Source organism: Serinibacter arcticus (genome assembly GCF_004786095.1).
GTDB classification, from domain to species: Bacteria; Actinomycetota; Actinomycetes; order Actinomycetales; family Beutenbergiaceae; genus Litorihabitans; species Litorihabitans arcticus.
In genome coordinates this window covers 152,099-177,621 of record NZ_RHPJ01000005.1, presented here as the reverse complement: position 1 = coordinate 177,621, position 25,523 = coordinate 152,099, and the positions used below count along the sequence as shown (strand labels likewise).

Genomic DNA, 25,523 nt, shown 5'->3' with positions numbered 1-25,523 from the left:
CTACGACGACGCCGGATTCTCCAACGTCGGCGACTGACAGCAGCAGGTAGCACCACCAGAGTCACCGCACCACCCGCACGAAGCGCCGCCCCCGCAGGTCCTCGGACCCGCGGGGGCGGCGTCGTTCATCCTGGGCTGCCCGCGTCCTGCGACCGGTGCCACCGGGCGTCGACCACGGCGGCGGCGACGAGCAGGGGCAGCCCCACGACCACGGCGATCACGACACCGAGCACCGGCAGGACGACCACGGCGTACGGCATCGGCAGGAACGCGCCACCGACTCCGCCCACGACCGCGACGATCATGACGCTGCCGGCCGCGACGCGCAGGGTCGCGGCCGTGCGCGAGAGCCGGGGCCGCCGTCGAGCCCTGATCCCGGACACCACGAGCCACCCGCCCGCCGCCACGAGCAGCGCGAGCGGGACGAGGACCAGCAGTGCGTCGGACACGAGCCGCGACGCTACTCGCGTCCGTCCTCCAGCGGCATCAGGAGGTGGCGGAGCTCGCCGCGCTCGGTGTGCAGGCGCCAGATCGTCCGCGCGATGCCCGCGGGACCGAACTCCTCGTCGTCGGACCGGATCGCGCCCGGGATGACGAGCTGGGTGACGTGCACGCCGTGGGGGGCCGCGGCGTCGTGCAGGATCTGCGCGTACGCGCTCTCCGCCGCGAACGCGACGGACGTGCCGGCGAAGTCGGCGCGCGGCTGGACCGACGTGCCGCCGTTCACGAACACGATCGTGCCGCGGCCCGCCTCGCGCATCCCGGGCAGCACCGTCTCGACGGCGGCGATCGGGGCGAGCGCCGAGAACGCCAGCGCCTCGGCGAACGTCGTCTCGGTGGTCTCGAGCACCGGCGTCAGGTAGGCGCGACTCGGGATGGGGCTGTACTGCAGGACCTCGATCGGGCCGAGGTCCGTCGCGGCCTGCTCGAGCACGCGGCGCAGGAGCGGTCGCTCGAGCACGTCGGCGGCGTAGCCGCGCGCGGTGATGCCGGCATCGCCCAGCTCGGCGACCAGCGCGTCGAGCTTGACCTGGTCGCGCGAGATCAGCGCGACGGCGTAGCCCTCGCGACCGAAGTGGGTGGCGACGGCGGAGCCGACGCCGGGGCCGGCTCCGATGATGGCGATGGTGGGCACGATGGTCTCCTCGGTCGTGGCGGGTGGGGCCCACGCTAGGCCTCCGGGCGGCCGGGAGGGAGGAACGGTCGCACCTCCTCTCGCCCCGGGAAGGGCACTGCGAGGTGCCCTCTTCCGCGGACGCGCCGTTCTTCCTAGGGTGGCGTGCCGGACGACGCCGGCATCCGCACCAGCACGGGAGCCGCGCCATGACCGAACGCCTGATCGCCGTCACCGGAGCCACCGGGCACCTCGGACGCGCGGTGACCGAGGAGCTGACCAGCGGCGGCCACCGGCTCCGGCTCGTGGTCCGCGATCCCGCTCGCGCGCCGCGCGGCCACCACGAGATCGCGCTGGCGAGCTACGGGGACGGGGACGCCGCACGCATCTCGTTCGACGGCGCCGACACGCTCCTGCTCGTCTCGGCGGCCGAGAGCGCCGACCGTCTCGAGCAGCACCGCACGGTCGTCGACGCCGCGACGGCGGCCGGCGTGCGGCACGTCGTCTACACCTCGTTCCTCGGTGCCGCGCCGGACGCCACCTTCACGCTCGCGCGCGACCACTGGGCGACCGAGGAGCACCTGCGGGCCTCCGGGATGGCGTTCACGTTCCTGCGCGACGCGTTCTACCTCGACCTCCTGCCCCTCCTGGCGGGGGAGGACGGCGTGATCCGGGGTCCCGCGGGGCAGGGCCGGTTCGCCGCGGTGGCGCGGGCCGACGTCGCGCGCGCGGCGGCCGCCGTCCTCGCCGATCCGGCGCCGCACGCGGGTCGCACCTACGAGCTGACCGGCCCCGAGGCGCTCACGCTTGCCGACGTGGCCGCGACGGTCACGCGCCTGACCGGCCGGTCGACGTCGTTCCACGACGAGACGCTCCAGGAGGCCTACGCCTCGCGCGCGGCCTACGGTGCCCCGCCGTGGCAGCTCGACGCGTGGGTCTCCACCTACACGGCGGCCGCGGCGGGCGAGATGGGGCCGGTGACGGACGACCTCGCACGCCTCACCGGGCGCGCACCGATCGGGCTGGCGCAGCTGCTGGGCGGCTGAGATCAGGTCCTGCCGGGGTAGGTTCCGACGATGGCTCCCGGACGGCACGCCCGCACCTCGCCCTCGATCGCGACCCTCGTCGAGTCCCGACCCCCGGGGTCGCTCAGCCTGACCCTGCGGGTGCGTGGTCCGCTCCCTGCGGAGGCGGTCTGGGAGCGCTACGCCGACCCGTCGCTCTGGCGGGCGTGGGGCCCCTACATCCGGGGCGTGGACGGGCTCGGTCCCCGGTTGCGCGCCGCGACCCGCGGGCGGGTGCTCGGCCCCCTCGGGGTGGTGGCCGACGCCGTCGTCGCCGCCGTCGACGAGGATGCGCGCACGTGGTCCTGGGCCGCGCGCTCCGGGCCGTTCGTGCTGCGGCTGACGCACGGGGTGGAGAGCGTGGTGCTGCGCGACGGCGCGAGCGGCACCCGCGCCTGGCTGACCGTGCGCGGAGCACCGGTCGTCGTGCTCGCCTACGCCCTCCCGGCGACGCTCGCGCTGACGGCGCTCGTGCGGCGTCGTGTCGAGCAGTAGCGGCAGGCTCGCCGCCCGGGAACGCCGGGACCCCCGAACCGCAGGTGCGGTCCGGGGGTCCCTCGTCGGCGGGGACGGCCGGTCAGGCGCGGTGGCGTCCGGCCGGGCTCGCCTCCCCGGCGGTCTCGTCCAGCGGCGCGGTGGCGCCTGACGCGGCCGGGGTCGCCGGAGCCACGGGGTGGTGACGCTCGAGCGCCGAACCCTCGACGTCGACGTTCGGGATGATCCGGTCGAGCCAGCGCGGCAGCCACCAGGCCTTGTCGCCGAACAGGTGCATCAGGGCCGGGACGATGACCATGCGCACGACGAACGCGTCGAACAGCACGCCGATCGCCAGGCCGAAGCCGAGCGGCCGGACCATCGCCAGGTGGGAGAACACGAACCCGCCGAACACCGAGACCATGATGATCGCGGCGGCGGTCACGACGGCGCGGCCGCTGCGACGACCGGCGACGACGGCGGCGCGCGCCGGGGTGCCGTGCACGTACGCCTCGCGCATGCCGGAGACCAGGAACAGCTGGTAGTCCATCGCGAGCCCGAACAGCACGCCCATGATGATGATCGGCGCGAAGCTCAGCACGGGCCCCGGCGTCTCGACGCCGAACACCGCCCCGAGCCAGCCCCACTGGTAGACCGCGACGATCGCGCCGAACGCGGCGATCAGCGACAGCACGTAGCCGGCGGTCGCGATGAGCGGCACGAGCAGCGAGCGGAACACGATGATCAGGATGATGAGCGAGAGCCCGACGACGACCGCGAGGTAGAGCGGCAGGACGTCCGACAGGCGCTCGGACACGTCGATGTTGCCGCTCGCGGCACCGGCCACGCCCAGCTCCACGTCGCCCTGGACGACGGAGTCGCCGTCGAGCGAGATCGGGGAGCTCTCGCGCAGCTCGTGCACGAGCGTCTCGGTCGACTCGCTCGAGGGGCCGTCGGTCGGGACGAGCTGGAACAGCAGGAAGTCCAGGTCGGCCGACGCACCGGCCGGGGCGACGGCGGCGACGCCGTCGGTCGCCAGGAGGCGGTCGGCCAGGTCGGCCTGGACCAGCGTGAGCGTCTCCTCCGTGGCGGCCTCGGGCAGCGTCGCGGTCACGACGATCGGACCGTTGGCCCCGGCGCCGAACTCCTCCGCGACGGTGGAGTACGAGCGGTACTGGGTGGTGTCGTGCGCCTCGGTGGAGCCGTCGGGCAGGCCCAGACGCATGTCGAGCGCGGGGATCGCGACCACGAGCAGGCCGAGGATGCCGACCACGCCGCCGATGACGGCGCGGGAGGTGCGCATGGGGCGCGGGGTCGCGTCCACGTGGTGCGTGTGGCCGGCGGTACCGCGGGCGCGGCGGGCGCGGCGGCTCAGGATGCGGGTGCCGAGCAGGCCGAGCAGCGCCGGCGTGAGGGAGACCGAGACGAGCACGGCGACGAGGACGCAGACCGCGCCGACGCTGCCCATCACGCCGAGGAAGGAGATCCCGGTGACGTTCAGGGCGAGCAGCGCGACGATGACGGTCGTGCCGGCGAAGACGACGGCGTTGCCGGCCGTGCCGTTCGCGAGCCCGATCGACTCGCGCACGTCCATGCCGGCCAGGACCTGGCGGCGGTGCCGGCTCATGATGAACAGGGAGTAGTCGATGCCGACCGCGAGGCCGAGCATGACGCCCAGCACCGGGGTCACTGAGGACATCTCGACCAGGTCGGAGGCGGCCATCGCACCGGCCACGCCGACGCCGACGCCCACCACGGAGGAGACCAGCGGCGTGATCGCGGGCAGGAACGCGCGGAACATCACGACGAGCACGAGGAGGGCGACGACGACGCCGATGATCTCGCCCGGGCCCAGGAGGCCCTCGACGGCGGTGGCGATCTCGGAGGAGTAGTCGATCTGGACGCCGTCGATGGTGGCAGCGTCGAGGGTGTCGGCGACGCTCTGCTTCACCTCGGCGGGGAGGTCGAAGGTGCTGGCGTCGAACACGACGGTGCCGAGCGCCGTCGAGCCGTCCTCCGACACGGTGCGAAGACCGGCGGCGGCGTTCAGGAGGCGCTCACCGGCGTCGAGCTGCAGGCCGCCGGCGGCGACCTGCTCCTCGGGGGTGAGCTGCGAGATCTGGGCCCAGCCGGCGGCGATCTCGTCGGCTTGCGCGGTGCGCGCGGCCTCGGTGGCGAACGGGTCGACGACGTCGCCCACGCCGTCGAGCGCCTTGACGTCCTCCAGCACCGTGCTGACCTGCGCGCGCTGGTCGTCGGTGAGGGCGCCGTCGGTGGCGGAGAACACGACGGTGCCGGTGGCGCCGCTCGCGCCCCCCAGCTCGTCGGCGATCTGCTCCGTGACGCGGGAGGTCTCGGTGCCGGGGATGTCGAAGCTGGTGGCGAGCGTGCCGCCGAACGCGAGGAAGGAGCCGGCGGCCACGGCCAGCACGGCGACCCAGCCGAGGATGAAGCGGGCGGCGTGCCCCGAGGCGTACCGACCGATCCCGAAGAGAAGACGTGCCACGAGGAGCCTTTCGTACGCGAACGAGGATCTGACGGCGCGTCATCGGGCCGTGGCCTACACTAAAGGACAGATGTCGGAAAAGCGACACCTGTGGCAGAAGTGGTCGAGATCACGTCGCGACCTGGAAGGATGCAGTCGTGGACCCTCGGATCGCCCGTACCCGTCGCAGCCTGCAGCGTGCGCTGTTCGAGCTCGTGCGCACCCACGAGCTCGAGGACGTCACGATCGCCGACGTCGTGGAGGAGGCCGGGGTCAACCGCAGCAGCTTCTACCAGCACTACTCCGACAAGGACAGGCTGCTCGCCGACGCGATCGACTCGGCGCTGGCCGAGGACGGTGCGCTGCTGCCCCCGCTGATGGACCTGCTGGAGACCGACGCCATCGCGGCGCTGGTGACCTACCTCGCGCACTTCGAGGCGAACGCCGCGGTCTACGGCCGGGTGTTCGGCGAGCACGGGTCGCTCGTGGCCGTCGCTCGGCTGCAGGACCACGTGCAGTCGCTCGCCCGCGAGGGCATCCAGCACTCCCGCACGCACGTCTTCGACGGGATGCCGGTGGACGTCGCGGCGGCCGGGATCGCCGGTTCCGTCGTCGCGGTGCTCGGGGCGTGGCTCGCGCTCGAACCGCGGCCGGGGGTCGAGGTGGCGGCGGACTGGATCTGGCGCGTGCTCATCGGGCCGGGAGAGCAGCCGCTCGGCGGCGAGCCCGGGTGCGCACCGCCGCGCTGACGAAGGTGACCAGGTTGGTCTGGTCAGGCTGGTCTTGCCGGGAGTACGGTCGGCGAATGACGACGGTGAACGTGCAGGAGGCCAAGACCCATCTCTCGGCGCTGCTGGCTCGCGTGGAAGCGGGTGAGGACATCACGATCGCGCGCGCCGGCATCCCCGTGGCACGGCTCGTTCCCGCGGGGGACCTGCAGCGGCGCACGTTCGGTGTGATCGAGCTGGACGTTCCCGACGACTTCGACAGCCCGCTGCCCGAGGGTGAGCTGGCCTCGTGGGAGTGACGGCCGGGCGGGGTGCGTGGTCGGGCGCGGGCGGATTCCTCCTCGACACCCACGTGGTCCTGTGGCTCCTCGCCGTGCCCGGTCGCATTCCGCCGGACGTCCTCGACACTCTGGGAGACCGGCGGAACGTGCTCCGGGTGTCGGCAGCCAGCGCGATGGAGGTCGCGACGAAGGTCAGGCTGGGCCGACTGCCGCAGGGTGCCGGCCTGGTCGGCTCGTGGAGCCGCCGGATCGCCGAGCTGGGAGCGGACCCGCTCGCCATCGGCCCCGAGCACGCGCTGCGCGCCGGGAGCATGGCCTGGGAGCACCGCGATCCGTTCGACAGGATCCTCGTGTCACAGGCCCAGCACGAGAATCTCGCGCTGGCGACCGTCGACGCGGCGATCCTGGCGCTCCCCGGGGTGCGGACGCTCACCTGGTAGGTGCCGGGCACGGGGGGTCGGGACGTGGGCGGCGCTGGAGGTGGGCGGCCCTGGAGGTCAGCGGGTGGGCGCGGGGACCAGCGGCGGCAGCGCCCCGCCCGTCCAGCGGTCCAGCAGCTCCCAGACGGCGGCGCCCGCCTCCCGTGATCCGCTCGAGGTCACGGGCGTGGTCGGCACCGGCGCGCCCCGCGTCGTCCAGCGGGGGCCGATGAACGCGCCGCTGCGCAGCGTCGTGTCCAGCACCGCGCGGAGCGTGGGACGGGCTCCCTCGTGCTTGCCCTGCGCGAACGGCAGGCGCTCGAACCGTCCCGGCGCCACGATCCCCGGGCGCACCGGCGAGAGCGCGTCGACGGCGTAGCCCGGGTGCGCCAGCAGTGCCTCGACGTCGACGGCGACGTCGGCCGTGGCCGTGCGGCGCGCGAGCTCCAGCACGAAGGCGTGGACGGCGTGCTTGCTGAGCGCGTACGTGCGGAACGGCCGGTAGGCGTGGTCGGCGACGAGCGCATCGGCGTCGAACGGAACGATCCGGGTGGCGAGGCTGCCGAGGCCGACGACGCGGGCCGGGTGCGCGCGCGTCGCGGCCGTCAGGCTGGGCCAGAGATGGCCGGTGAGCGCCGCGTGCCCGACGACGTTCGTCGCCGCCGTCAGCTCGAGCCCGGCGGCGGTCAGGGTGCGCTCGCGCGGCGGCGTCGTGGTGCCGGCGTTGAGCACGAGGGCGTCGAGTCCGGCCGGCCCGGCGAGGTCGGCGATCTCGCCGGCCGCTCGACGCACGGACGCGGGGTCGGTGAGGTCGAGGGCGACGGCCTCGACGCGGGCGCGCGGCACGTGCCAGCGGATCGAGTCGATCGCGCGGACGCCGCGGTCGACGTCGCGCGCCGTCAGGACGACCCGGGCCCCGGTGGCGGCGAGCCGCTCGGCGGTGAAGTAGCCCAGGCCGCCGGTGCCGCCCGTGACGACGAACGTCGAACCGCTGCGGTCCGGAGGTGTGGTGGTCATCGGTCCATGGTGTCAGCCGGTCGGCCCGCACCGTCACCGAAACACCTGGCGTCGGTGCGGACGGGCGGCCTAGCCTCGGCGGGATGAGCGCCGACCCCCGCATCGTCGACCTGTACGACCTCGACAACCCCGACGGGTCGGACCACGACCACTACCGCGCCCTGGCCGACGAGATCGACGCCCGTCGCGTCGTCGACCTCGGCTGCGGCACGGGCATGCTCACCGTCTCGTTCGCCCGGAGGGGTCGACACGTCCTCGGCGTCGATCCGACGCCGGCGATGCTCGCGTACGCGCGTCGTCGCCCCGGGGCCGAGGGCATCACCTGGGTCGACGGCGACTCGCGGGCGCTCGCGGACCTCGATCTCGCCGATGGTGTCGACTGTGCCGTGCTCACCGGCAACGTGGTCCAGCACATCCCCGACCCCGACTGGCAGCGCACCCTGGTCGACCTCCGGCGCGTGATGCGCGACGGCGGCGTCCTCGCGTTCGAGACCCGCAACCCCGCCGTGCGGGCGTGGGAGGACTGGGCGGCGGCACCGCCGTCGACCCGCGAGACGGCGCACGGCCCGCTGCGGGAGTGGTACGAGGTCACCGAGGTTGCGCCGGGGCGGATCCGCCTCGACTCCCGCACCGTGTTCGAGGAGACGGGTGAGCACGTCCTCGACTCCACCGAGCTCGCGTTCCGCGACCGCGCGACGGTCACGGCGCAGCTCGCGGCAGCCGGGTTCGCGCTCGAGGCGCTGGCCGGGGACTTCGTCGGGGGAGCGTACGAGGAGCGGTCCTCGCGGGTGCTGGTGGTCCGCGCCGTCGCGGTCCGAGGATGACGGGACCCCCGTCGTCACTGACGACGAGCTCCTCCTCTCGTCATGGCTCTCGTCGTGCGTCCACCAGGGCGCACAGTCGCTGCGCGCACAGGGCGACCGTCTCTCGTACGACATCGGCGGGTTCGCCGTCGAGGACGAGCAGCGTGTGCCCGCGCCTGTCACCGTCGTCCCAGCCGACGTAGACCGTTCCCGGCGCGTGCGGTCCCTGCGGCTCGGGGCCACCGACACCGGTTGTCGAGACCGCGACGTCGGAGGCGAGGAGCCTCCGAACGCCGCTGGCGAGATGCTCGGCGCACTCGCCCGAGTACGGATCGAGGTCGTCAGGCACCCCGAGAAGACGTGCCTTGACGTCGGTGTGGTAGGCGACGATGCCGCCGGCCAACCAGGTCGAGGCGTCGCTTCCCTCGCCGAGCGCACTCACCAGGGCTCCGCACGTCACCGACTCGGCCACGGCGACGGTGGTGCCCGTCGTCGTGGCCAGCCGGGCCAGACGTTCGACGAGCTTGGACGTCTGCGCGTCCTGGACCTCAGACATGCCATCTCCTTGTCATGCGTGTGAGCCTTACTCCTGCACCATCGACTCGTAGGCGCGCATCGCCGCTGCCTGGGCTTCTGCCAGCGCTTCCTCGGCGGTCTTGTCGCCCAGCAGCGTTGCCGTGATCGCGTTGTTGAGCTCGTTCTGGATCTCCTGGCCTGCAGGTGAGGCCCCGAGGGTGGCGCCGTAGTCGAGCGTCTCGTAGTAGGTGGCGATGACCTGGTCGAAGCCCTCGTCGCCGGAGGGCTCGACCCACGCGGCGCGGATCATCTCGTCGGCCTCGGGGGAGCCGGTGAAGAGGCCGGTGTTGATGCCACCGTCCGCCGCCCGGGTCGCGGCGCGTGCCTCGCCGGCCGCCATCCAGGCGTCCGTGCTGGTGAGGTTCAGCATCCACTCGCAGGCCGCCTGGGGGTTCTCGGCCCCGGCCGGAATGACGAAGGCCGTGCCCGAGGCCACCGAGAAGGGGTTCCCCTCGCTGTCCCGGAACGGCACAGCAGTGAGCTCCACCTGTCCGACGTAGGCGCTGAGGACGTTGGGGTACCACTGCGCATTCACCTGGGCACCGACCTGGTCGGTGACGAACTGGTTCCCGTCACCGAAGGTGTCGAAGGAGTCGGTGAAGCTCTTGACGCCGGCGAAACCGCCCTGGGCATCGCTGATCTCCTTCAGGAGCTCGAGCCCGGGGAGGTTGGAGGGATCGTCGAGCGTCGGGACGCCGTCGGCGTCGTTGAGCTGACCACCCATGCCCAGGATCCACAGACCGCCCTGACCTGTGGCGACGGGATCGAGACCCAGGACCGCCGGCGTGCCGCTGCCCGCCTGGTACATCTTCGCGATCGCCCCGAGCAGGACGTCGGGCTGGGAGGTGTCGATCTCCTCCGCGGTCACTCCTGCCGCGTCCAGCACGCGCTGGTTCAGCAGGATCGCGGGCGGCTGGTAGAACTGCGGCACCGCCCAGACCTGGTCGTCAAAGGTCACGTCGTCGATCACGAAGTCGTAGTACTGCTCGCGGGGGTCGACCTCCTGGGCTTCGTAGCAGGCCCCGAGAGGCAGGATCGTCCCTTGTGCCGCGTAGGTGAGCACGTAGCGGCGGTCCATCTGCACGACGTCGGGCACGTCACCGCTGGCGAGCCTGGTGGTGAACTTCTGCGCGTCGAATGCGGTCTGGTCGAGGGTGATGTCGACGTCGGTCAGCTCCCCCGCGGCGTGATCCAGACGGGACTGGCCCACGTCGTCGGCGTTCTCGAAACCCCAGGCGGTCATCTCACCCGCGGCGGCGCTGGAGAAGTCAGCCGTGCCGGCACCGCCTCCATCCCCGCCCCCGCCGCACCCCGCCAGTGCGACTGCAGCCGCGGCCGCCACCGCTACCCCGACACTGCTCGTCCTGCTCATGGAATCCTCCTCGTGTGCTCCTGCCGTGATGACATCTGTCTCGATCCCCCACCGATCACCCCTTCGTGCCGGTCGTGGCCACCCCCTCGATGAAGTAGCGCTGCCCGAACGCGAAGAGGGCGAGCATCGGCAGGGTGATCAGCAACGACGCGACCATGACGTACTGGTAGTCGCCCTGGCCGCCGGCCGTGGGGGAGTACTTCGTCATCGCGTACGCGATACCGAGCGGCGCGGTGAAGTCCTCGATCGACTCCGAGTTCAGGTAGATCAGCGCGGACTGGAAGTTGTTCCAGCTCGCCTGGAACTCGAACAGCAGCACGATCACGAAGGACGGGATCGCCAGCGGCATCGCGATGCGGGTGAAGAGCCGCCAGTACCCGGCCCCGTCGATCCGGGCGGCTTCGAAGAGCTCGCGCGGCAGGCCGAGGAAGAACTGTCGCTGCAGGAAGATGTAGAAGGCCGAGCCGAACAGGTTGGCCGCCCACAGGGGCGCCCACGTCCCGAGCAGCCCCAGCTCCCGCCAGATGAGGTAAACCGGCACCATCGTGACGGCACCCGGCAGCATCATCGTCGCCAGGACGAGTCCGAAGACGAGGCTGCGGCCGCGGAAGCGGAAGTAGGCAAAACCGAACGCGACCATCGAGCTCGAGACCGCGACCGTCACAGCCGCCAGGACGGCGATCGCCAGGCTGTTGAACAACCACGGCAGCAGGGGCAGCTCGTGGAAGACAGTGGCGAAGTTGCCCCAGTGGAAGGTTTCGGGGACGAGTGCGTTGTCGAAGACCTGGCCCCGACCCTTCAGGCTCGCGGAGACGAGCCAGACCAACGGGTAGAGGAACGCCAGCGAGCACAGGACCAGGAGGACCCACGTCGCCACGCGCCCGACGCGGCCGGTGGCGTACTTGGCGTCCATCAGTCCCTCCCGGAGTAGTGCACGAAACGGTTGCCGACGCGGACCTGGACGGCGGTGATGATCATGATGATGACGAACAGCACCCAGGCCATCGCGGCGGCGAAGCCGAGGTTGAACTGCCGGAACGCCTGCTGGAACAGGTAGACGGCGTAGAAGAGCGAGGCCTCCGGTGCCGCGTTGGACTGGTCGCGGTAGAAGAGCAGATAGGCCTGGTCGAACGTCTGGAACGCGGCGATCGTCAGGACGATCGTGTTGAAGAAGAGTGCCGGCGAGATCATCGGCATCGTGATGTTGTAGAACCGTCGCCATCCCCCCGCGCCGTCGATCGAGGCGACCTCGTACAGCTCTCGAGGCACGTTCTTCAGCGCCGCGAGGAAGATGACCATCGTGCCGCTCACCGCCCACAGCGACATGAGCACGATCGAGGGCTTGATCCAGTCCGGATCCACCAACCACTGCGGCCCCTGGACGCCGATCAGCCGCAGACCCTGGTTGATCGCTCCCTGGCTGCCGTTGAGCAGGAGGAAGAAGATCGCAGCAGTGGCCACCATGGGCGTCATCTTCGGCAGGAAGAACAGCGTGCGGAAGATCCCTGCGCCACGGCCGACCCTGGCCAGGAGCATCGCCAGCCCGAGCGCCACAGCGATCTCGAGCGGGACTGACAGCACCGCGAAGAACAGGGTGTTTCCGAGCGACGTCGCGACACGGGGGTCGTCGACGAGCTGCGCGAAGTTTCGAGCTCCCACCCACCGGGCCTCTCCGGTGGCCAGGTTGAAGTCGCTGAAGGCAAGACCCGCGGCCATCACCATCGCGCCGGCCGTGAAGATCAGGAAGCCGAGGATCCAGGGGGAGATGAAGAGCCAACCCGCGAGCGTCTCGCGGCGCCGGGCTGTCAGCCGCGGACCGTGTCCGGGTCGGGGTTTGCCTGCTTCTGCCGCGACAGCCTGGAAAGGCGCGGTCTCGACGTCACGAGACACGGCCCGTACCCGTTTCTGCCAGGTCGTCCTGCGTGCGGCGGCGATGCCGCGAGAACGGGCCGGAGGCGAGGGCGACATCCTCCGCCTGCGGCACGGACACGCCTCCGCGAGACACGGTCTGCCCTGCCCCGCCGGAGCGTGCGGCGACGATCGGTACGGCCATGTCGGAACTCCCTCCAGACCCCTACCTCCGACGCCACCCATCTCGAGCGTGGAAATACACATGAGTGTGCAACGACTCTGGGAAGAAGGCCATGGTGGTGTTTTGCTGGCACCCCGCCGGTGGAGGGGGTGGCCGATGTCGACGTGCCCGGTGCCGGTCGACTGCTCGACTCGACCTTCGCATTCCGCGGCGCGACTCCCTGCCGCCGGCCGGCTCCCTTCAGTCGGAGGTGAGCGGAACGTCCCTGCGAGAGGGGAGCGCGGCGCGCAGGCCAGCGAGCAGCTGTGGCGCGAGGCCGGCGAGGTAGCCGAGCTGATCCTGGCTGATGTCGTGCACGTAGAGGCGCTCGAAGCCCACGGCGGCGAGATCGGCCACGCGGCTCGTGAGCTCGTCGACGTCGCTGGAGGTCACGACGGCGGCGCGCAGGTCCGCATCGCTCGGATCACCGCCGTCGCGTGACAGCGCGACGAACTCCTGCGGTGTTGCGACGTCCCAGGTGGTCGGCGGTGTGACGACGCCGTGCAGCCACTGCTCGCGAACCAGCGCCGAGGCCTCGGCCTCGTTCTCGCCGTGGGCGAGGTGGACCTGCAGCGCTGCCGGGCCGCGGCCACCGGCAGAGCGGTAGGCGTCCAGGATCGGCGTGACCTCCTCCACCGTGGTGCCGACGGTCACCAGACCATCGGCCCAGCCCGCCGCCCAGGCGGCGGTCGCGGTGCTCGTGGCGGTGGCCATCAGGGCGGGTGGGGTCGTCGGCAGCGACCAGATTCTGGCTCGATCGACCTCGATGAGGCCGGAGTGGGTGACCTCCTCGCCGGCCAGCAGGCGCCTGATGACCTCGACGCACTCACCCAGCCGCGCCATGCGCTCGTCCTTGGAGGGCCACTCGCCGCCGACGACGTGCTCGTTCAGGAGCTCACCGCTGCCGAGCGCGGCGAAGTAGCGCCCCGGGAACATTTCGCCGTAGGTCGCGATCGCGTGCGCCATGACGACCGGGTGGTAGCGGTAGCCCGGCGTCGCGACGGCACCGATGGTGAATCGGGTGGACGTCAGCGCGGCCCCGAGCCACGCGAGCGTGTTCCCCGAGTGTCCCTGCGCCGGCGTCCAGGGAGCGAGGTGATCGGCGCTGAAGGCACCGTCGAACCCGATCCTCTCCGCCTCGATGACCGCCTCGAGCAGCCCGCTGGGCGGAACCTGCTCGTGCGAGGCGTGGTACCCGATGAATGTCATGCGTTCCACCGTAGGGAAGTGCGGCGAGATGATCGAGCTGGAATGACGGGGGGATGGCGACATGTGCGGACGACCGGGACCGGGTCAGCAGCGTCGACTCAGCGATGGGTGCGGTCAGCTCGAGGCGTCTTCTGCCAGGGGTCGGTTCGGCCGGTTTGCCGCGGGTGTCGGTTGGCCTCCGACCCAGCGTCCGATCGCGATGTAGGGGGCGAGCTGGGCATGGAGCTCGGCAGCGTCGGCAGGCTGAAGGTCGACGGTGTAGTCGACTCCCTGGTAGACGAGCTGGACGGTCTCGACGCCGTTGGAGGAGCAGTCGAAGGCATTGTGGGGAGAAGAAGTCACGTGGATCGGCCTGCCGTGCGGTGCGTCCTGCGACAGCCGTCGTCTGAGCTGTCGCGGTCGAGTCCCCACCGTAGCCCGAGGGGCCGCGCGAGGAAAGAGCGCGTGAGTACTTTGGTGGCGGCAGTGCGACTCGGGCCGCTTCTCCCGAGATGTGCGGACCTGCACAGCACCCACCCCCGTCAGAGGTGCGGCATCGCCGCCTCGCATGGGCGCGTTGCAGCTGACGGGGGTGGGTGTGTCGGCGAGCGGTGTGCGGGCGGTCGACCGGGTCGGTGGATCCGCCGGGGCCTACTTCTGGGCGGCCTCGAACTGCTCGCGAATGTCGGCGGGGATACGGCCGCGTGCGCTGACCTGGACGCCGTTGGCGGCCGCCCACGCGCGGATCGCTCCCGCGTCGGAGGTCGCGCGTGTGCGGGAGGGTGTGGACGCCGCCTTGGCGCGGCCGGCGCGGCGGCCGACCGCCTTGTAGGGCGCGAGCGCGTCGGACAGGGCTGCTCGGTTGTCAGCGCCGAGGTCGACCTCGTAGGTCTTGCCCTCGTGGTCGAACGTCACGGTCTGGACGTCGGTGGTGACGTTTTCATCCAGGTCGTCGATCAGGGTCACGGTTGTCTTCTGCGCCACGGTTTGCTCCAGGGCTCGGGGACGGTGTTCGGGCGCAACGTTACCGACTGTTCCTGCGAGAACACATCCCGAATTGGTGGAGGGGTGCGTTGCCGCTGTCGGGTTTGACAGGCGCGCGAATCTTCGTGACATCAAGCAGCGGGACGCGGTCAAGCCTCGTGACTGCGAGGTGGGGCGACGCCGTTCCACCTCGCCACGTCACGCGGCGTGGTTCATGACACTCGGACGACGTGCCGATCCGAGAATTTGTGCGGAGCTCAGGTGGGTCGCACGCCCATGTGGACGACGGCGTTGGCGACGTCGTGGATCTTGATGTTGCGATTGCGGGCGTATCGGCGAATCAGGCTGAAGGCCTCGGTGACGGTGATGGTGTTTGCCTCGGCGAGGATGCCCTTGGCCTGCTCGAGCAGGACGCGCGTCTCCAGGGCCTGTTGAAGCTGCTGGGTGAGCTGGGTCTGCTGGGCGAGCGCGGAGGCGTTCACGAGGAACGCGGTGGCCATGTTGGCCAGTGCCGTGACGGCGGCGAGGTCGCCCTGGCTCCAGGGTCCGGTGTGGTCGCGGTAGAGGTTGAAGGAGCCGATGGCCTTCTCGGTCAGGGTGAGGGGGACGGCAGCGACCGAGCGCACGTGGAGCTGGGCGGCGACCTGCCGGTAGGCGGGCCAGCGCTCCTCGGTCGCGAGGTCAGGCACGGTCACGATGGTGTTAGTGGTGAGGGCGAGCACGCAGGGGCCGTCCTGGTCGGCCTCCTGACGCTCCTCGAGGGGGCCGACCGACGGCGGGACTGCGGTGATGACCTCGAGCCTGCCCTCGCGTTCGAGACCGACGCCGCTGCCCATCAGCCCGAGCAGGGCTGTGGCACGTTCAGCGAGCTCCTCCATGACCTCGTCGATGTCGTAGTCCGTGAGCAATTTCTTGCTGAACTCCGACGTGGTGCGAACGAAGGGGTCGATCGCTTGCATGAGGGGTCCCGCTTCCTGGTTCGCGTCGCCGGAGTGGACGACTGACCATGAGCGCCGGTCAAGCTCAGGGGCGGTAGTCAGGGCCATTTCGGACGTTAGTGGACGACCCGGGTTCGGTCCAACCAGCGCTCTTTCGGGGGCAGGACGATCCGGTGAAGGCCTGGGGCGGCCGGATGGTCGTGCGGTATTGTCGAGTCCTTCTTTGCCCACTCCGGACCACTGGTGGGTTCTCTCCACCCCAGACCCCCGGTGGCAACTTTCGGACTCCGGATGGTGGGCTGTGGCTGCAGTGCTCGGCGACCTCGTTTGCTCCATACGTCTTCGGGCGGCGCAGGAGCGAATGCCCAGGCTCGTGATCAGCGGGGACGCGCGCCTTGTCACGTGTTGAGTCGAGCGAAGGCGCGATTGGTGGCGGACCCGGGGTCCGGCTGTTCGTGGGGCCGGACGGAGCGGTGACGGCTGCTCGCAGCGCGGTGGAGTCGCGGATGATGCAGCTTGCCCTGGAGCTGGACCAGGCGAGCGAGATCACGGCGATGTTTCGGGTGGTCACGGAGACGGCCATGACGCTGGTGAGTGGGGCGGAGATGGTCGGCGTCACGCTCCGCGGTCGGGGAAATGCGCTGGAGACGGTGTCGGCCACCTCGCCGGCCGTCCTGACCGCTGACGGCTTGCAGTACGACCTCCGGCAGGGGCCGTGCGTGGACGTGGTGGGCGGCGAGGCGGTGGTGGTCACCGGCGACGTCGCGACGGATCCGCGCTGGCCGAAGTGGGGGCCGGCCGCTTCAGCTGTCGTCCGCTCGGTGCTGTCGGTGCGACTGGCAAGCTCGCGTGGTGTCCACGGGGGGATCAACCTGTACTCCTCGCGCATCCACGCCTACGACGAGCGATCGCAGGTGGCGGCAGCCGCGCTGGCGGTCCACTCGAGCGTGGCGATTCGCGCCGCCCTGGTGGAGGAGAGCCTGAAGGACGGTATGGCCGGGCGGCTGGTGATCGGTCAGGCCGAGGGCATCCTGATGCATCGCTTCGGGCTCGACGAGGAGGCAGCCTTCGCTGTGCTGAAGCGGTTGTCCAGCACGCAGAACCGCAAGCTCGTGAAGGTGGCTGCGGGAGTGGTGGCCGACCCGACCGGGGACATCGAGCCGCCCCAGGCGGCGGACCCCCACGTCTGACGTCCCCGCAGGGTCGGTGCCGGGGTTGCCGAATTTCAGCCCCACGCCTTCCGGCGCATCCCGCAGAGGTGCGAAACTTCGCACATGCCGCGTCCTCCGAGCGATCGCCCTATTCGTATTGCCGATGCCGCGCTCCAGCTCATCGCCGCTTCCGGACTGCACGCCGTCACGCACCGCGCGATCGACGCGCGGTTGGACCTTCCTGCGGGAACCACGTCCTACTACGCGCGGACGCGGGCAGAGCTCATCACCCGGGCCGTGGAGCTTCTCGTCGAGCGCTACAACGAGACGATGGTCGACTTCCCCCTGACCCGCATCGACACGGATGAGGAGGCGATCCAGATCGTGGTGGCGACGACCACGGTGATGGAGTCGCGCGAAGCGGACCAGATCGCTCACTTCGTTCTTCTCATCGACCTGCGGCACGCTCCGGAACTGCACGCACTGATCAACGCTCACTCACCTGGTCAGGTCAGGATCGAGGCGATGGCGGCGCAGCTGATCCGACAGTGCGGGATCCCCGATGCTGAGGAGCACGCTCGAGGTCTGGTGGCAGTCCTGGTAGGACTGACGCTTGCCCGGTTGGCTGGCGGCAGCGAGGTCTTGATCGAGAAGACCGTCAGAACCTACTGGCAGGGCATGACTTCGGCGCGTGACCGGCGCTAGAGGCAGTCATCGCTGCAGCGCCGCTCCGGAGATCAGCCGTCGCTGGAGCGCAGGCCGCGACCCTGCGGCTCGCGCTCGTCGTCCCAGCGCCGGGTCGAGAGCCAGTTGCCGACGGCCCGTACGCCGTAGGCCAGGACCAGGAACATCGCCAGCATGACGACGCACAGCAGAGCGACACCGCCGTACCCGCCCGCCTGCGCGGGGTCGAAGAAGAAGTAGGGGTAGAACCCGTCGATCGCCCCGCGGACGACGGCCACCGCGGCGTACGCGGCCGGCCAGATCATCCAGTACCCGACCACCCGCCCGGGTAGGCGCCTTCGCGGCGGCCAGAGGATCCAGTCGACGATGCCGAGCACCGGCAGCAGGAAGTGCAGCACTCCGTTGACCCACGGAACGAGGTCGCCGAGGTCCTGGTCGCGCAGCAGCACGTTGAAGACGATTCCGACGAAGGCGATGTACACCACGATGCCGCCGCGGATGGCGACGTCGGTCGCGCTGGGGTCGCGGCGACCGTTGATCAGGCGCACGGCGCTGACGACGAACACGATGCTGATCATGATGTTCGACAGGTTGGTGAAGTAGGAGAAGAAGTTCACCACGCTGTAGCCGGCCGGGATGTGGATGGCGAACAGCTGGTAGAGCATCGCGAACATCGACAGCGTGGCGCCTGCCAGGCGAAGCACGACCGCTGCAGCTCGTGAGGTCATGACCGGATGGTAGCGACCACCGTCCCGGGACACCGCGCGGCACCGTGAGCTCGAGAATGTGTCCTGGACGGCGTCGGCTGACGTCCACGACCACGGAGTCACCGACGCCGAGCACTCCTAGAGGTGACCCTCGGGTGTCGCGCCTGCCTTGGTGCTGCGATCGGCCACGAGGCGTCGGGCGACCTCCACGACCTTGAGGTTGGCCTCGCACGAGCGACGGAGAACGAGGTCGTGAGCCGCGTCGGCGTCGAGCCCGAACTGATCCATCAGGATGCCTCGGGCCTGGCCGACGAGCGTGTGACGTGCCACGGCGTGGGTCATGTCCGTCTGCAGCAGCAGCGCACGCATCGCGATGGCCGCATGGATCGACAGGGTCGTGGCGGTGCAGATCGACTCCGCGGTGAAGGAGTCCCGTGCCGAGGAGTAGATGGTGAGTGCGCCGTGGACACCGCGCGCGCTGACGAGCTGAACGGCGAGCACGGAGCTGACCATGTCGGCCACCGCCGCGCTCCAACCGGGCCAGCGCAGGTCGCCCTGGACGTCGGTACTGGTGACGAGGCGCTCGTCGGTGGCGGCGTCGATGCAGGGGCCCTCCTGGAGCTGGTGCGCAAGGAGGTTGACGGCCGTTGCCACAGGGGAGGTCGTCGCCACCGATTCGAGATCGTGATGCGGCCCGAGGAAGGTGATCGCAGCACAATCGGCTCCGTCGACGAGCTCCACCGCAGCGACCGTGACCGCTTCCAGTGCCGACTCCAGGTCCAGGGCGTCATCGAGCATCTGGGCGAGCTCGGTCATCTGCTGCTCTGCACGACCGAGGTCCTGCGAACGCTTCCCCATCGACCTTCCCCTCGCCTCGACGCGACAGGCCATCGGCATCGACAGGCCTCGTCGTCGCGCTTCCCATCATCTCCGGATCTGGGTACCCGGGCAATGAATTCGTGGTCGCGCAGGTAGGTCCGGACCTGTGTCCTCGCGTGCCGTGGTGCCATGCTGGCGAGTGACTCTCAGAGAAGGAGCTGGCCTGTGTCCGTGCGTGTCCGAGCCGCGTCCTCGGCGGCCTGTGTGGCCCTCGTGGGCGTCCTGTCGGTGGGGCTGTCTGCCTGTGCCTTTCCCTACGATCCCGAGCACACGCTGGAGAAGGTCCGGAGCGATGCTCTGCGCGTGGGTGTCTCGGAGAACCCTCCGTGGACCGCGTGGCCGGACGGCGCCCCCGTGCCGGGTGAGGAGTCCGAACCGAGCGGGGTGGAGATCGACCTGCTCACCGGTTTCGCTCAGACCCTGGACGCCGACGTCGTCTGGGTCGCCGGAAGCGAGACCGACCTGATGGCGCAGCTGGACGAGGGCGAGCTCGACGTCGTCGTGGCGGGCCTGGAGAGCACGACGGCCTGGAGCAGTCACGCCGCCATCACCACCTCCTACGCCGCCACGCGGGACGACGCGGGCGCCGAGATCCGGCACGTCATGGCCACGCGAGCGGGTGAGAACGACTTCCTCGTCGCTCTGGAGACCTACCTCCTCGACCAGGAGGTTGCTCCGTGACGCGGCGGTTCGGCGACACCGAGCTGCCCGAGGACATCGAGCGGATGCTCCGTCGCGCGATGCGTCTGGAGTGGTTGAGCATCGCCTTCCTTGTCACGGCGGTCACGACCGTCTACCTCGTGATGGGCAGCTCGCAGGCGATGCAGGCGGCGTGGGCGGAGGACCTTCTCTCGTTCATCCCGCCGATCGCCTTCCTCGTCGCCGTGCGTGTCACGCGCATCAGGCCCTCCCGCCGCCACCCCTACGGCCACCACCGCTCGGTGGGGATCGGGCACCTCGCCTCGGCGCTGGCGCTCCTGACGATGGGCGCGTTCCTCGTCTGGGACTCCACCACCGGTCTGCTGTCCCAGGACCACCCGCCGGTGGGGCTCGTGGTCGTGCTCGGGCACGAGATCTGGGCGGGCTGGCTCATGGTGGCCGCGATGATCTACACCGGCATCCCGCCGGTGCTGCTCGGACGCGCCAAGATGCCGCTGGCTCGCGCCCTGCACGACCGTGTCCTGTACGCGGATGCCGACATGAACAAGGCCGACTGGATGACGGCGCTGGGCAGCATCGTGGGTGTGCTCGGTATCGGCGCGGGTGTCTGGTGGGCTGACTCCGCGGCCGCGCTCTTCATCTCGGCCAGCATCCTGCGCGACGGGGTGCGCAACCTCCGCGTCGCGTCCGGCGCCCTGATGGACGAGCGCGCGCAGACCTACGACGGCCAGGACCCCCACCCGCTGCAGCACCGCATCGAGGCGGTGGTCTGCGAGCACCTCTGGGTCGACCGCGCCGCCGTCCGGGTGCGCGACCAGGGGCACGTCTTCCACGTGGAGGTGTTCGTCGTCCCCGCCCGCGGTGCCGAGGTCGGGGTGCCCGCACTGGCGGCCGTGCGGGAGGCAGTGACCCGCCTGGACTGGAAGGTCCAGGACGTCGTGGTCACCGCCGTCGAGGAGCTGCTCGACGCCCTCGTGGAGAAGGAGCACGGGTCGGCCCAGGAGCACGACCCCAGCCGCTAGGTCCCGGGCGGCACGGAGTGGCCTGTCATCGCTGCGGCACCGCGTTCCAGCGCTACGACCACCGCGCCGGCACCGAGATGAGATCCGCCCTCTCCCCGGTGGGAGGCGATCACCGCGCGTCGCAGCTCGGCGATGCTGTCGCTGAGCCGGCGCGTGCCGGCGGAAGCCTCCTCACCTGTCGGGGTGGTGCGGTGGAGGACCGCGGCAAACGCATCGAGGGCATCAGCGGTGGCGCCGCGCAGGTCCGGTCCGAGCAGAGGGCTCCTGGCGTCGGCGTGCTCGTGCTCGACCACGAGCGTGGTGACCTCGAACACCGTGTCCGCCACGGTCTCGAGGCGCTCGAGCTCATCGCGCTGCGTCGTGATCCAGTCGCGGAAGAATCGGGCGCTCCAGTTGCCGCGGGCAGACTGGATCGACCGTGCCAGCGCAGCTCGCGCACCGTGCAGCGACGGTTCGATCACGTACCGCCGTGACTGCCACTCCGAGGCCGCCGGAAGGTCTCGTCGACGCAGCCCCTCGGCGAGGTCGGCGAGCTGGTCGGCCAGGGTGGTGCGCAGGCCTTCGAGGTCCCGTGACCCGGCCGTCAGTGGGAGCGGGGGAAGGGCTGCGGCCACCGCGACGCCCACGAGGGCGCCCACAGCGGTCGTGCCCAGGTAGGCGATCGCGTAGCCGTCGGGATCGGTACGCCCGATGATGAGGATGAAGAGCGAGGACGTCACCACCCAGCTCCCGGCATCACCGAGCCGGTGCCATCCCGCGATCAGGGTCCCGGCGCCGACCACGATCACGATGGCCGCCGCTCCAGGGTCGAGCACGACGTCGACGAGCGTGGCGAGCGTGGCGCCCGCCGCGATGGCTGCCACGGTCCGGCCCGCCTCCCGGAGGCTGCTGACGAGCGTGGTGGTCGTGGCGATGACAGCGCCCAGGGGCCCGTAGTAGGGGTAGTCGCTCAGCGGAACGGGCAGGTGCTGCGCGATGAGCCAGGCAAGGACGGCCGCGATGCCGGCCCGTATCGCCAGCGGCAGCTGCGGCCGCGTCCGCCACCAGGTCGCCAGTCGGCCCGGTGGCCGGCGTCGATGGTGCAGCGCGGGAGACGGCATCGACAAGGCATCTCCTCGAGGACGAGAGCACCGATCAGCAAGGGGAGGTCGTGCCCGACGCGGGACGGCGCCGGGTAGCGCGCCGGTGGAGCCGTAGTTCAGTATTGGGCGCCGCCCCCACCTCGTCAGGAGCGAGGTGGGGGCGGCCCTTCACAGTCGGCGAGCCGGACAGCAGGGGGTCCAGGCCGTCCGGCCAGGGCCGAACTGCGTCCCGCGACCGCCCAGGCATGGGCACAACCTCGGCGGTCGCTGTCCACGCTAAGGGCTGGTCCCCGCCAAGAAAAGGTCCGCCATCGCCACGGCGTTCTCCGGTCGTCCGTGCGGTTCAGGACGTCTCGTCGTCCTCGAAGGCCCCAGCCAAGATCCATGACGCCAGGGTGCGGTCAAGGCGAACAGGTGTCTCGTGCAGGACGAGGCGGACCATGTTGTCCGCGGCCGTCAGGGTCATCGAGGCAGTTTCACGTTGCGCGTCGATCCGGAAGATCGGTTCACGTGAGAGAACGGCGCCGTTCCACCCGTGCTGTGCCAGGCGCCCCACGATGATCGCGGTGGTCTCGTGATCGGGAACATGACCCTTCACCGTGATGCGGAAGGTCGGCAGCAGGGCATCCGAGGAGGAACCGGGTTCCCAGCGGGTGGTGTTCCACGTGCTCGTCATACCCAGGAGCCGGCACAGGTCCGCGCCGGCCCGTGCTGTCCGCTGGAGGTGTGTCGCCAGGGCGTCGCGCACGTCCTCGTAGGCGACCGGGGGTACCTCGACCCGTGTAGCGACCAGACGGCGGGTGGGCTCAGGAAGTGCTGAGACGTAGGACAGGGGCATCGGCAGCACGCGCTTCCTCGGGCGGGATCAGAATGCCGACTCCGGGGTCCGGGGAGTGCGGGTGGGGCCATTTTGCCCGAGCACGGCACTCCCCGCCCACGTGTTCACCATTCCGCCGTCGAAAGCCGACGAAGACGTGGTCAGCATCAGCGAAATCGTGCGGCACCTGCTGCACGAGTGCCCCGCAATGGCGTGCGAGCACCAGTGATGGTCAGATCTGCGCTCGTCGGTAGACAGGACGGCGGACAAGGGCAGCCCAGGCGGGCACCGCGAGGGTTCCAGGGACATTCTCGACGGGATGGAACCTGAGTGCCGGCTCGTCCGCGGGTGGGTCGTCGGCCGGGGATGGAGGGACCGAGAGGTTGCCGGCCTGCGTCCACCCCGATCGGGGATACGCCGACAGGATCGTGAGGTTCAGGCCACCACCTGCCGCCGGGTCGCCAAGAGCTCGCGTGCGAGAAGGACTGGTGGGAACGACGGCCACGACGACCCGTCGGCCGTCGCTGCCGACGAACGGCATCAGCGTGCTGAGCGGTCCTGTGACCGGACGCCAGCGAGGAACGAGGGCGAACCGGCCGAGTCGTCCCAGTCCCGAGCTCGCGAGGAGCAGATCGTGCCGCCGCCCCGCGGCGTCCCACGTGATCGCCATGCCCTGGTTGTCCGGAAGCCACCGGGGGAGGCCGGCGGCGCGTGACACCCGAACGCGGACCTTCCGCTCGCCGACCCCACCGAGATCCCGCACGCCCGGCGCGGAGGCGTTCTGAAGCGTCAAGGTGCCGGACAGGACCACGCCGCGAGGGTGGAGCAGTCGGGGCCGAAGGCGCCGGACAAGCCCGAACACCCCTGCGAACGTCACGCCCGCCCCGTGGGCGAGAGGGGCGGCGACGGCAGCGCCCAGCGGCTGGTTCCTCTTCACGATCGGCCGTTCTCCATCAACGATGGCGCGCATCGAGCCCACCCCTTCCGAGGTCAACCACTGACGTGAACTCCTCCACCATCGCCGGATGGCTGCCGGGACGCAAGAACCAGGGCGGGAGCATGGCGGCCGGATCATTCTTGACCGGTCCTAGGTATTCCCCTGGGCGCGTAGGACCCTGGAAGAATGGCCAAGACATCGGATTCTCGTTCCACCACCACGAGCGCCCCGGACCCCGATGATCCGCGCAAGCCCGATTCTCCCGACGACCTCACCAAGCGGTCGTGGAAGCACGTGCTGCGCACCACGGTCCGTGAGTTCAGCGAGGACCAGTGCACCGACCTCGCGGCTGCGCTGACGTACTACGCCGTCCTCGCCCTGGCTCCCGCCATCCTGGCTCTCGTCTCCATCCTGAGCCTGGTGGGCGACTCGGAGGAGATGGTTGCCGGGGTGACCGACGCCCTGGGGGGCGTCGTGCCGGCGGACACGCTCACCACCATCACGCCCATCGTCGAGACGCTCACGCAGACTCCCGCGGCCGGGTTCGCCCTGATCGTTGGTCTCGCCACCGCCCTGTGGTCAGCCTCGGGCTATGTGGCCGCGTTCTCCCGGGGCATGAACCGCATCTACGAGATCGACGAAGGTCGTCCGATCTGGAAGCTGCGGCCCGTTCTTCTCCTCGTCACCCTGGCGCTGGTCCTCATCGCCGCCGTTGTCGTGGTTGCCCTGGTGCTGTCCGGCGGCCTGGCCCGCTCCGTCGGGGACCTGATCGGTCTCAGCGATGTCGCGGTCACCGTCTGGAGCATCGCCAAGTGGCCGGTCGTGCTCGCTCTCGTGGTCCTGGCGGTCGCGCTGCTCTACCACGCGACGCCGAACGTCCGTCAGCCCAAGGTGCGCTGGGTCAGTGTCGGTGCGCTCGTGGCGATCGGTGTCTGGGTCATCGCCTCGGTGGGGTTCGGCTTCTACGTCGCGAACTTCTCCAGCTACGACGCCACCTATGGATCGCTCGCCGGCGTCGTGATCTTCCTGCTGTGGCTGTGGATCACCAACATCGCGCTGCTGTTCGGCGCCGAGCTCGACGCCGAGCTCGAGCGCGCTCGACAGCTGCAGGCCGGTATCGCGGCCGAGCGCGACCTCCAGCTGCCCGCGCGGGACACCCGCGCCGCCGAGAAGCGTGCGGCCAAGGCCGAGAAGGACGTCGCGCGCGGCCGGGCGCTCCGACTCGCGCACGGTGGCGAGACCGAGACCGACGGCGACAGCACCCACGACACCTCACCCACGAGTAACCACGACTGAGAAGGAGAACGGCCCCAGGCGAGACGCTGCTCGGCCGTCCACCGGCCGCCACCTCGCCATTCTTCTCACCGCCGGACTTCCCTAGACTGACGGGTCAGGAAGCACGAGAGCCACCTTCGCAGGAGCTCGACGAACCCCGACAGAAGACGGAGAAGCGATGACCACCTCGTACCTCAGTGCTGCCGAGCTCGCAGCAGCAAAGGTCGGACCGAACGTCGACGGCGATCTCCTCAGCCTCTACCTGGGTGATCACCTCACCGGCGCGACCGGGGGCCGCACGCGTGTCGCGGACATGGCCAAGCGCTACGTCATGAAGCCCTACGGCTCGGATCTCGCTCTGATAGCGGAGCAGGTGGAACGCGAGTACCTCACCATGAGCGACGTCGTCGAGGCTCTCGGCTTCGGCAAGCGACCGGTCAAGCGGGCGCTGGCGTGGGTGGGGGAGCGGGTGGGGTCCCTCAAGCCCAACGGCCGTCTGGTCAGGACCTCCCCGATGACGCCCGTCCTCGAGCTGGACCTCGTGCGCGCAGCCGTGAACGGCAAGGGTGCGGGCTGGGAGGTCCTGGAGCACTACGCCGGCGACCTCGGACTTCCCTCGGAGCCGTTCGCTCGCCTGGCGACCCAGTCGCAGGAGCAGGCCAAGCTCCTGGCCCGAGCCCACGCGATCGAGACGGCCAAGGCCTTCCGACGCTGAGCGCCTGTCCGGCGCGCCGGCACGATGGTCGCCGCCGGGAGACCACGATTGCCCGCGACGTCGAGAACGTCGGTGCTCCC

Annotated in this window: 28 protein-coding genes; 12 read left to right on the top strand and 16 right to left on the bottom strand. The window is 70.5% G+C overall.

Going from position 1 to position 25,523, the window contains the following annotated elements:
• Nucleotides 1-125: 125 nt before the first annotated feature.
• Both SERN_RS15040 and SERN_RS15035 read right to left on the bottom strand, forming a co-directional pair.
• Complete coding sequence (locus tag SERN_RS15040; protein WP_135850972.1) at nucleotides 126-449, bottom strand: hypothetical protein; 324 nt, start codon at nucleotides 447-449, stop codon at nucleotides 126-128.
• Between the two features lie 11 nt (nucleotides 450-460).
• Complete coding sequence (locus SERN_RS15035; RefSeq protein WP_135850971.1) at nucleotides 461-1,135, bottom strand: SDR family NAD(P)-dependent oxidoreductase; 675 nt, start codon at nucleotides 1,133-1,135, stop codon at nucleotides 461-463.
• A gap of 188 nt (nucleotides 1,136-1,323) precedes the next feature.
• On the opposite strand from SERN_RS15035, the gene SERN_RS15030 reads away from it, so the two are divergent.
• The gene (locus tag SERN_RS15030; RefSeq protein WP_135850970.1) at nucleotides 1,324-2,160 is read left to right on the top strand and encodes an NAD(P)H-binding protein; all 837 of its coding nucleotides are present in this window, start codon (nucleotides 1,324-1,326) and stop codon (nucleotides 2,158-2,160) included.
• Between the two features lie 30 nt (nucleotides 2,161-2,190).
• The gene (locus tag SERN_RS15025; protein ID WP_135850969.1) at nucleotides 2,191-2,673 is read left to right on the top strand and encodes an SRPBCC family protein; all 483 of its coding nucleotides are present in this window, start codon (nucleotides 2,191-2,193) and stop codon (nucleotides 2,671-2,673) included.
• Nucleotides 2,674-2,755: 82 nt separating this feature from the next.
• Here SERN_RS15025 and SERN_RS15020 read toward each other — a convergent pair whose 3' ends face one another.
• Nucleotides 2,756-5,158 (bottom strand): MMPL family transporter, encoded by a 2,403-nt coding sequence (locus SERN_RS15020; RefSeq protein WP_135850968.1) that lies wholly within the window; start codon nucleotides 5,156-5,158, stop codon nucleotides 2,756-2,758.
• 137 nt (nucleotides 5,159-5,295) lie between these two features.
• On the opposite strand from SERN_RS15020, the gene SERN_RS15015 reads away from it, so the two are divergent.
• The 3 genes from SERN_RS15015 to SERN_RS15005 are packed head-to-tail and all read left to right on the top strand — an operon-like array spanning nucleotide 5,296 to nucleotide 6,586.
• Nucleotides 5,296-5,886, top strand: coding sequence for a TetR/AcrR family transcriptional regulator (locus SERN_RS15015; protein WP_135850967.1), 591 nt, complete (start codon nucleotides 5,296-5,298; stop codon nucleotides 5,884-5,886).
• A 56-nt stretch (nucleotides 5,887-5,942) separates the two neighbouring features.
• Nucleotides 5,943-6,164 (top strand): type II toxin-antitoxin system Phd/YefM family antitoxin, encoded by a 222-nt coding sequence (locus SERN_RS15010; protein WP_135850966.1) that lies wholly within the window; start codon nucleotides 5,943-5,945, stop codon nucleotides 6,162-6,164.
• On the top strand, nucleotides 6,155-6,586 hold the full coding sequence (locus SERN_RS15005) for a type II toxin-antitoxin system VapC family toxin (RefSeq protein WP_332888473.1): 432 nt from the start codon (nucleotides 6,155-6,157) through the stop codon (nucleotides 6,584-6,586). Before SERN_RS15010 ends, SERN_RS15005 begins: the two co-directional genes overlap by 10 nt.
• Nucleotides 6,587-6,643: 57 nt before the next feature.
• On the opposite strand, the gene SERN_RS15000 is transcribed toward SERN_RS15005, so the two are convergent.
• The gene (locus SERN_RS15000) at nucleotides 6,644-7,582 is read right to left on the bottom strand and encodes an SDR family NAD(P)-dependent oxidoreductase (RefSeq protein ID WP_135850964.1); all 939 of its coding nucleotides are present in this window, start codon (nucleotides 7,580-7,582) and stop codon (nucleotides 6,644-6,646) included.
• 83 nt (nucleotides 7,583-7,665) lie between these two features.
• Between SERN_RS15000 and SERN_RS14995 the strand changes: the two genes are divergently transcribed.
• Nucleotides 7,666-8,406, top strand: coding sequence for a class I SAM-dependent methyltransferase (locus tag SERN_RS14995; protein ID WP_135850963.1), 741 nt, complete (start codon nucleotides 7,666-7,668; stop codon nucleotides 8,404-8,406).
• A gap of 40 nt (nucleotides 8,407-8,446) precedes the next feature.
• Here SERN_RS14995 and SERN_RS14990 read toward each other — a convergent pair whose 3' ends face one another.
• The 8 genes from SERN_RS14990 to SERN_RS15375 all read right to left on the bottom strand — a co-directional run bounded on the left by SERN_RS14990 (nucleotide 8,447) and on the right by SERN_RS15375 (nucleotide 15,535).
• Nucleotides 8,447-8,941: a CinA family protein gene (locus SERN_RS14990; protein ID WP_135850962.1), complete on the bottom strand. Its 495-nt coding sequence runs from the start codon at nucleotides 8,939-8,941 to the stop codon at nucleotides 8,447-8,449.
• A 27-nt stretch (nucleotides 8,942-8,968) separates the two neighbouring features.
• Nucleotides 8,969-10,333: an ABC transporter substrate-binding protein gene (locus tag SERN_RS14985; protein WP_135850961.1), complete on the bottom strand. Its 1,365-nt coding sequence runs from the start codon at nucleotides 10,331-10,333 to the stop codon at nucleotides 8,969-8,971.
• Between the two features lie 55 nt (nucleotides 10,334-10,388).
• On the bottom strand, nucleotides 10,389-11,246 hold the full coding sequence (locus SERN_RS14980) for a carbohydrate ABC transporter permease (RefSeq protein ID WP_135850960.1): 858 nt from the start codon (nucleotides 11,244-11,246) through the stop codon (nucleotides 10,389-10,391).
• Complete coding sequence (locus tag SERN_RS14975) at nucleotides 11,246-12,223, bottom strand: carbohydrate ABC transporter permease (RefSeq protein ID WP_408640881.1); 978 nt, start codon at nucleotides 12,221-12,223, stop codon at nucleotides 11,246-11,248. Before SERN_RS14975 ends, SERN_RS14980 begins: the two co-directional genes overlap by 1 nt.
• A gap of 382 nt (nucleotides 12,224-12,605) precedes the next feature.
• Complete coding sequence (locus tag SERN_RS14970; protein WP_135850958.1) at nucleotides 12,606-13,613, bottom strand: LLM class flavin-dependent oxidoreductase; 1,008 nt, start codon at nucleotides 13,611-13,613, stop codon at nucleotides 12,606-12,608.
• A gap of 114 nt (nucleotides 13,614-13,727) precedes the next feature.
• Nucleotides 13,728-14,162: an Lsr2 dimerization domain-containing protein gene (locus tag SERN_RS16065; protein WP_135850957.1), complete on the bottom strand. Its 435-nt coding sequence runs from the start codon at nucleotides 14,160-14,162 to the stop codon at nucleotides 13,728-13,730.
• Nucleotides 14,163-14,243: 81 nt separating this feature from the next.
• Nucleotides 14,244-14,576, bottom strand: coding sequence for a histone-like nucleoid-structuring protein Lsr2 (locus tag SERN_RS14960; protein ID WP_199241636.1), 333 nt, complete (start codon nucleotides 14,574-14,576; stop codon nucleotides 14,244-14,246).
• Nucleotides 14,577-14,833: 257 nt separating this feature from the next.
• On the bottom strand, nucleotides 14,834-15,535 hold the full coding sequence (locus SERN_RS15375; protein ID WP_158292686.1) for a GAF and ANTAR domain-containing protein: 702 nt from the start codon (nucleotides 15,533-15,535) through the stop codon (nucleotides 14,834-14,836).
• Between the two features lie 485 nt (nucleotides 15,536-16,020).
• Here SERN_RS15375 and SERN_RS14950 point away from each other — a divergent pair, with 485 nt between their 5' ends.
• Complete coding sequence (locus tag SERN_RS14950) at nucleotides 16,021-16,704, top strand: GAF and ANTAR domain-containing protein (RefSeq protein WP_135850955.1); 684 nt, start codon at nucleotides 16,021-16,023, stop codon at nucleotides 16,702-16,704.
• A gap of 84 nt (nucleotides 16,705-16,788) precedes the next feature.
• Nucleotides 16,789-17,370, top strand: coding sequence for a TetR/AcrR family transcriptional regulator (locus SERN_RS14945; RefSeq protein ID WP_135850954.1), 582 nt, complete (start codon nucleotides 16,789-16,791; stop codon nucleotides 17,368-17,370).
• Nucleotides 17,371-17,402: 32 nt separating this feature from the next.
• Here SERN_RS14945 and SERN_RS14940 read toward each other — a convergent pair whose 3' ends face one another.
• On the bottom strand, nucleotides 17,403-18,077 hold the full coding sequence (locus tag SERN_RS14940) for a Pr6Pr family membrane protein (RefSeq protein WP_135850953.1): 675 nt from the start codon (nucleotides 18,075-18,077) through the stop codon (nucleotides 17,403-17,405).
• Between the two features lie 117 nt (nucleotides 18,078-18,194).
• Nucleotides 18,195-18,854 (bottom strand): GAF and ANTAR domain-containing protein, encoded by a 660-nt coding sequence (locus tag SERN_RS14935; RefSeq protein ID WP_233251744.1) that lies wholly within the window; start codon nucleotides 18,852-18,854, stop codon nucleotides 18,195-18,197.
• Between the two features lie 384 nt (nucleotides 18,855-19,238).
• Here SERN_RS14935 and SERN_RS14930 point away from each other — a divergent pair, with 384 nt between their 5' ends.
• Together SERN_RS14930 and SERN_RS14925 are read left to right on the top strand one after the other, a co-directional pair.
• Nucleotides 19,239-19,616: a transporter substrate-binding domain-containing protein gene (locus SERN_RS14930; RefSeq protein ID WP_158292684.1), complete on the top strand. Its 378-nt coding sequence runs from the start codon at nucleotides 19,239-19,241 to the stop codon at nucleotides 19,614-19,616.
• A complete protein-coding gene (locus tag SERN_RS14925; RefSeq protein WP_233251738.1) occupies nucleotides 19,613-20,617 on the top strand; it encodes a cation transporter in 1,005 nt (334 codons plus the stop codon). Before SERN_RS14930 ends, SERN_RS14925 begins: the two co-directional genes overlap by 4 nt.
• On the opposite strand, the gene SERN_RS14920 is transcribed toward SERN_RS14925, so the two are convergent.
• Both SERN_RS14920 and SERN_RS14915 read right to left on the bottom strand, forming a co-directional pair.
• On the bottom strand, nucleotides 20,614-21,723 hold the full coding sequence (locus SERN_RS14920; RefSeq protein WP_135850950.1) for an aromatic acid exporter family protein: 1,110 nt from the start codon (nucleotides 21,721-21,723) through the stop codon (nucleotides 20,614-20,616). The genes SERN_RS14925 and SERN_RS14920 overlap by 4 nt on opposite strands.
• 319 nt (nucleotides 21,724-22,042) lie before the next feature.
• Nucleotides 22,043-22,447, bottom strand: a complete 405-nt coding sequence (locus tag SERN_RS14915) for a hypothetical protein (RefSeq protein WP_135850949.1) — start codon at nucleotides 22,445-22,447, stop codon at nucleotides 22,043-22,045.
• 1,192 nt (nucleotides 22,448-23,639) lie between these two features.
• Here SERN_RS14915 and SERN_RS14910 point away from each other — a divergent pair.
• Both SERN_RS14910 and SERN_RS14905 read left to right on the top strand, forming a co-directional pair.
• Nucleotides 23,640-24,749 carry a YihY/virulence factor BrkB family protein gene (locus SERN_RS14910; protein ID WP_135850948.1) on the top strand — a complete coding sequence of 370 codons (1,110 nt, stop codon included), beginning with the start codon at nucleotides 23,640-23,642 and terminating at the stop codon, nucleotides 24,747-24,749.
• Between the two features lie 157 nt (nucleotides 24,750-24,906).
• Nucleotides 24,907-25,443: a hypothetical protein gene (locus SERN_RS14905; RefSeq protein ID WP_135850947.1), complete on the top strand. Its 537-nt coding sequence runs from the start codon at nucleotides 24,907-24,909 to the stop codon at nucleotides 25,441-25,443.
• Nucleotides 25,444-25,523 lie beyond the last annotated feature (80 nt).

What these genes read in the sequence shown, in the direction of transcription:
- SERN_RS14910 (WP_135850948.1), top strand. Translation starts at nt 23,640, where the DNA reads ATGGCCAAGACATCGGATTCTCGTTCCACCACCACGAGCGCCCCGGAC.
- SERN_RS15375 (WP_158292686.1), bottom strand. Translation starts at nt 15,535, where the DNA reads ATGCAAGCGATCGACCCCTTCGTTCGCACCACGTCGGAGTTCAGCAAG.
- SERN_RS14990 (WP_135850962.1), bottom strand. Translation starts at nt 8,941, where the DNA reads ATGTCTGAGGTCCAGGACGCGCAGACGTCCAAGCTCGTCGAACGTCTG.
- SERN_RS14935 (WP_233251744.1), bottom strand. Translation starts at nt 18,854, where the DNA reads ATGCTCGATGACGCCCTGGACCTGGAGTCGGCACTGGAAGCGGTCACG.
- SERN_RS15010 (WP_135850966.1), top strand. Translation starts at nt 5,943, where the DNA reads ATGACGACGGTGAACGTGCAGGAGGCCAAGACCCATCTCTCGGCGCTG.
- SERN_RS15000 (WP_135850964.1), bottom strand. Translation starts at nt 7,582, where the DNA reads ATGACCACCACACCTCCGGACCGCAGCGGTTCGACGTTCGTCGTCACG.
- SERN_RS14905 (WP_135850947.1), top strand. Translation starts at nt 24,907, where the DNA reads ATGACCACCTCGTACCTCAGTGCTGCCGAGCTCGCAGCAGCAAAGGTC.
- SERN_RS15025 (WP_135850969.1), top strand. Translation starts at nt 2,191, where the DNA reads ATGGCTCCCGGACGGCACGCCCGCACCTCGCCCTCGATCGCGACCCTC.
- SERN_RS14940 (WP_135850953.1), bottom strand. Translation starts at nt 18,077, where the DNA reads ATGACCTCACGAGCTGCAGCGGTCGTGCTTCGCCTGGCAGGCGCCACG.
- SERN_RS14945 (WP_135850954.1), top strand. Translation starts at nt 16,789, where the DNA reads ATGCCGCGTCCTCCGAGCGATCGCCCTATTCGTATTGCCGATGCCGCG.
- SERN_RS16065 (WP_135850957.1), bottom strand. Translation starts at nt 14,162, where the DNA reads ATGCGAGGCGGCGATGCCGCACCTCTGACGGGGGTGGGTGCTGTGCAG.
- SERN_RS14995 (WP_135850963.1), top strand. Translation starts at nt 7,666, where the DNA reads ATGAGCGCCGACCCCCGCATCGTCGACCTGTACGACCTCGACAACCCC.
- SERN_RS15030 (WP_135850970.1), top strand. Translation starts at nt 1,324, where the DNA reads ATGACCGAACGCCTGATCGCCGTCACCGGAGCCACCGGGCACCTCGGA.
- SERN_RS14985 (WP_135850961.1), bottom strand. Translation starts at nt 10,333, where the DNA reads ATGAGCAGGACGAGCAGTGTCGGGGTAGCGGTGGCGGCCGCGGCTGCA.
- SERN_RS14970 (WP_135850958.1), bottom strand. Translation starts at nt 13,613, where the DNA reads ATGACATTCATCGGGTACCACGCCTCGCACGAGCAGGTTCCGCCCAGC.
- SERN_RS14950 (WP_135850955.1), top strand. Translation starts at nt 16,021, where the DNA reads ATGATGCAGCTTGCCCTGGAGCTGGACCAGGCGAGCGAGATCACGGCG.
- SERN_RS14980 (WP_135850960.1), bottom strand. Translation starts at nt 11,246, where the DNA reads ATGGACGCCAAGTACGCCACCGGCCGCGTCGGGCGCGTGGCGACGTGG.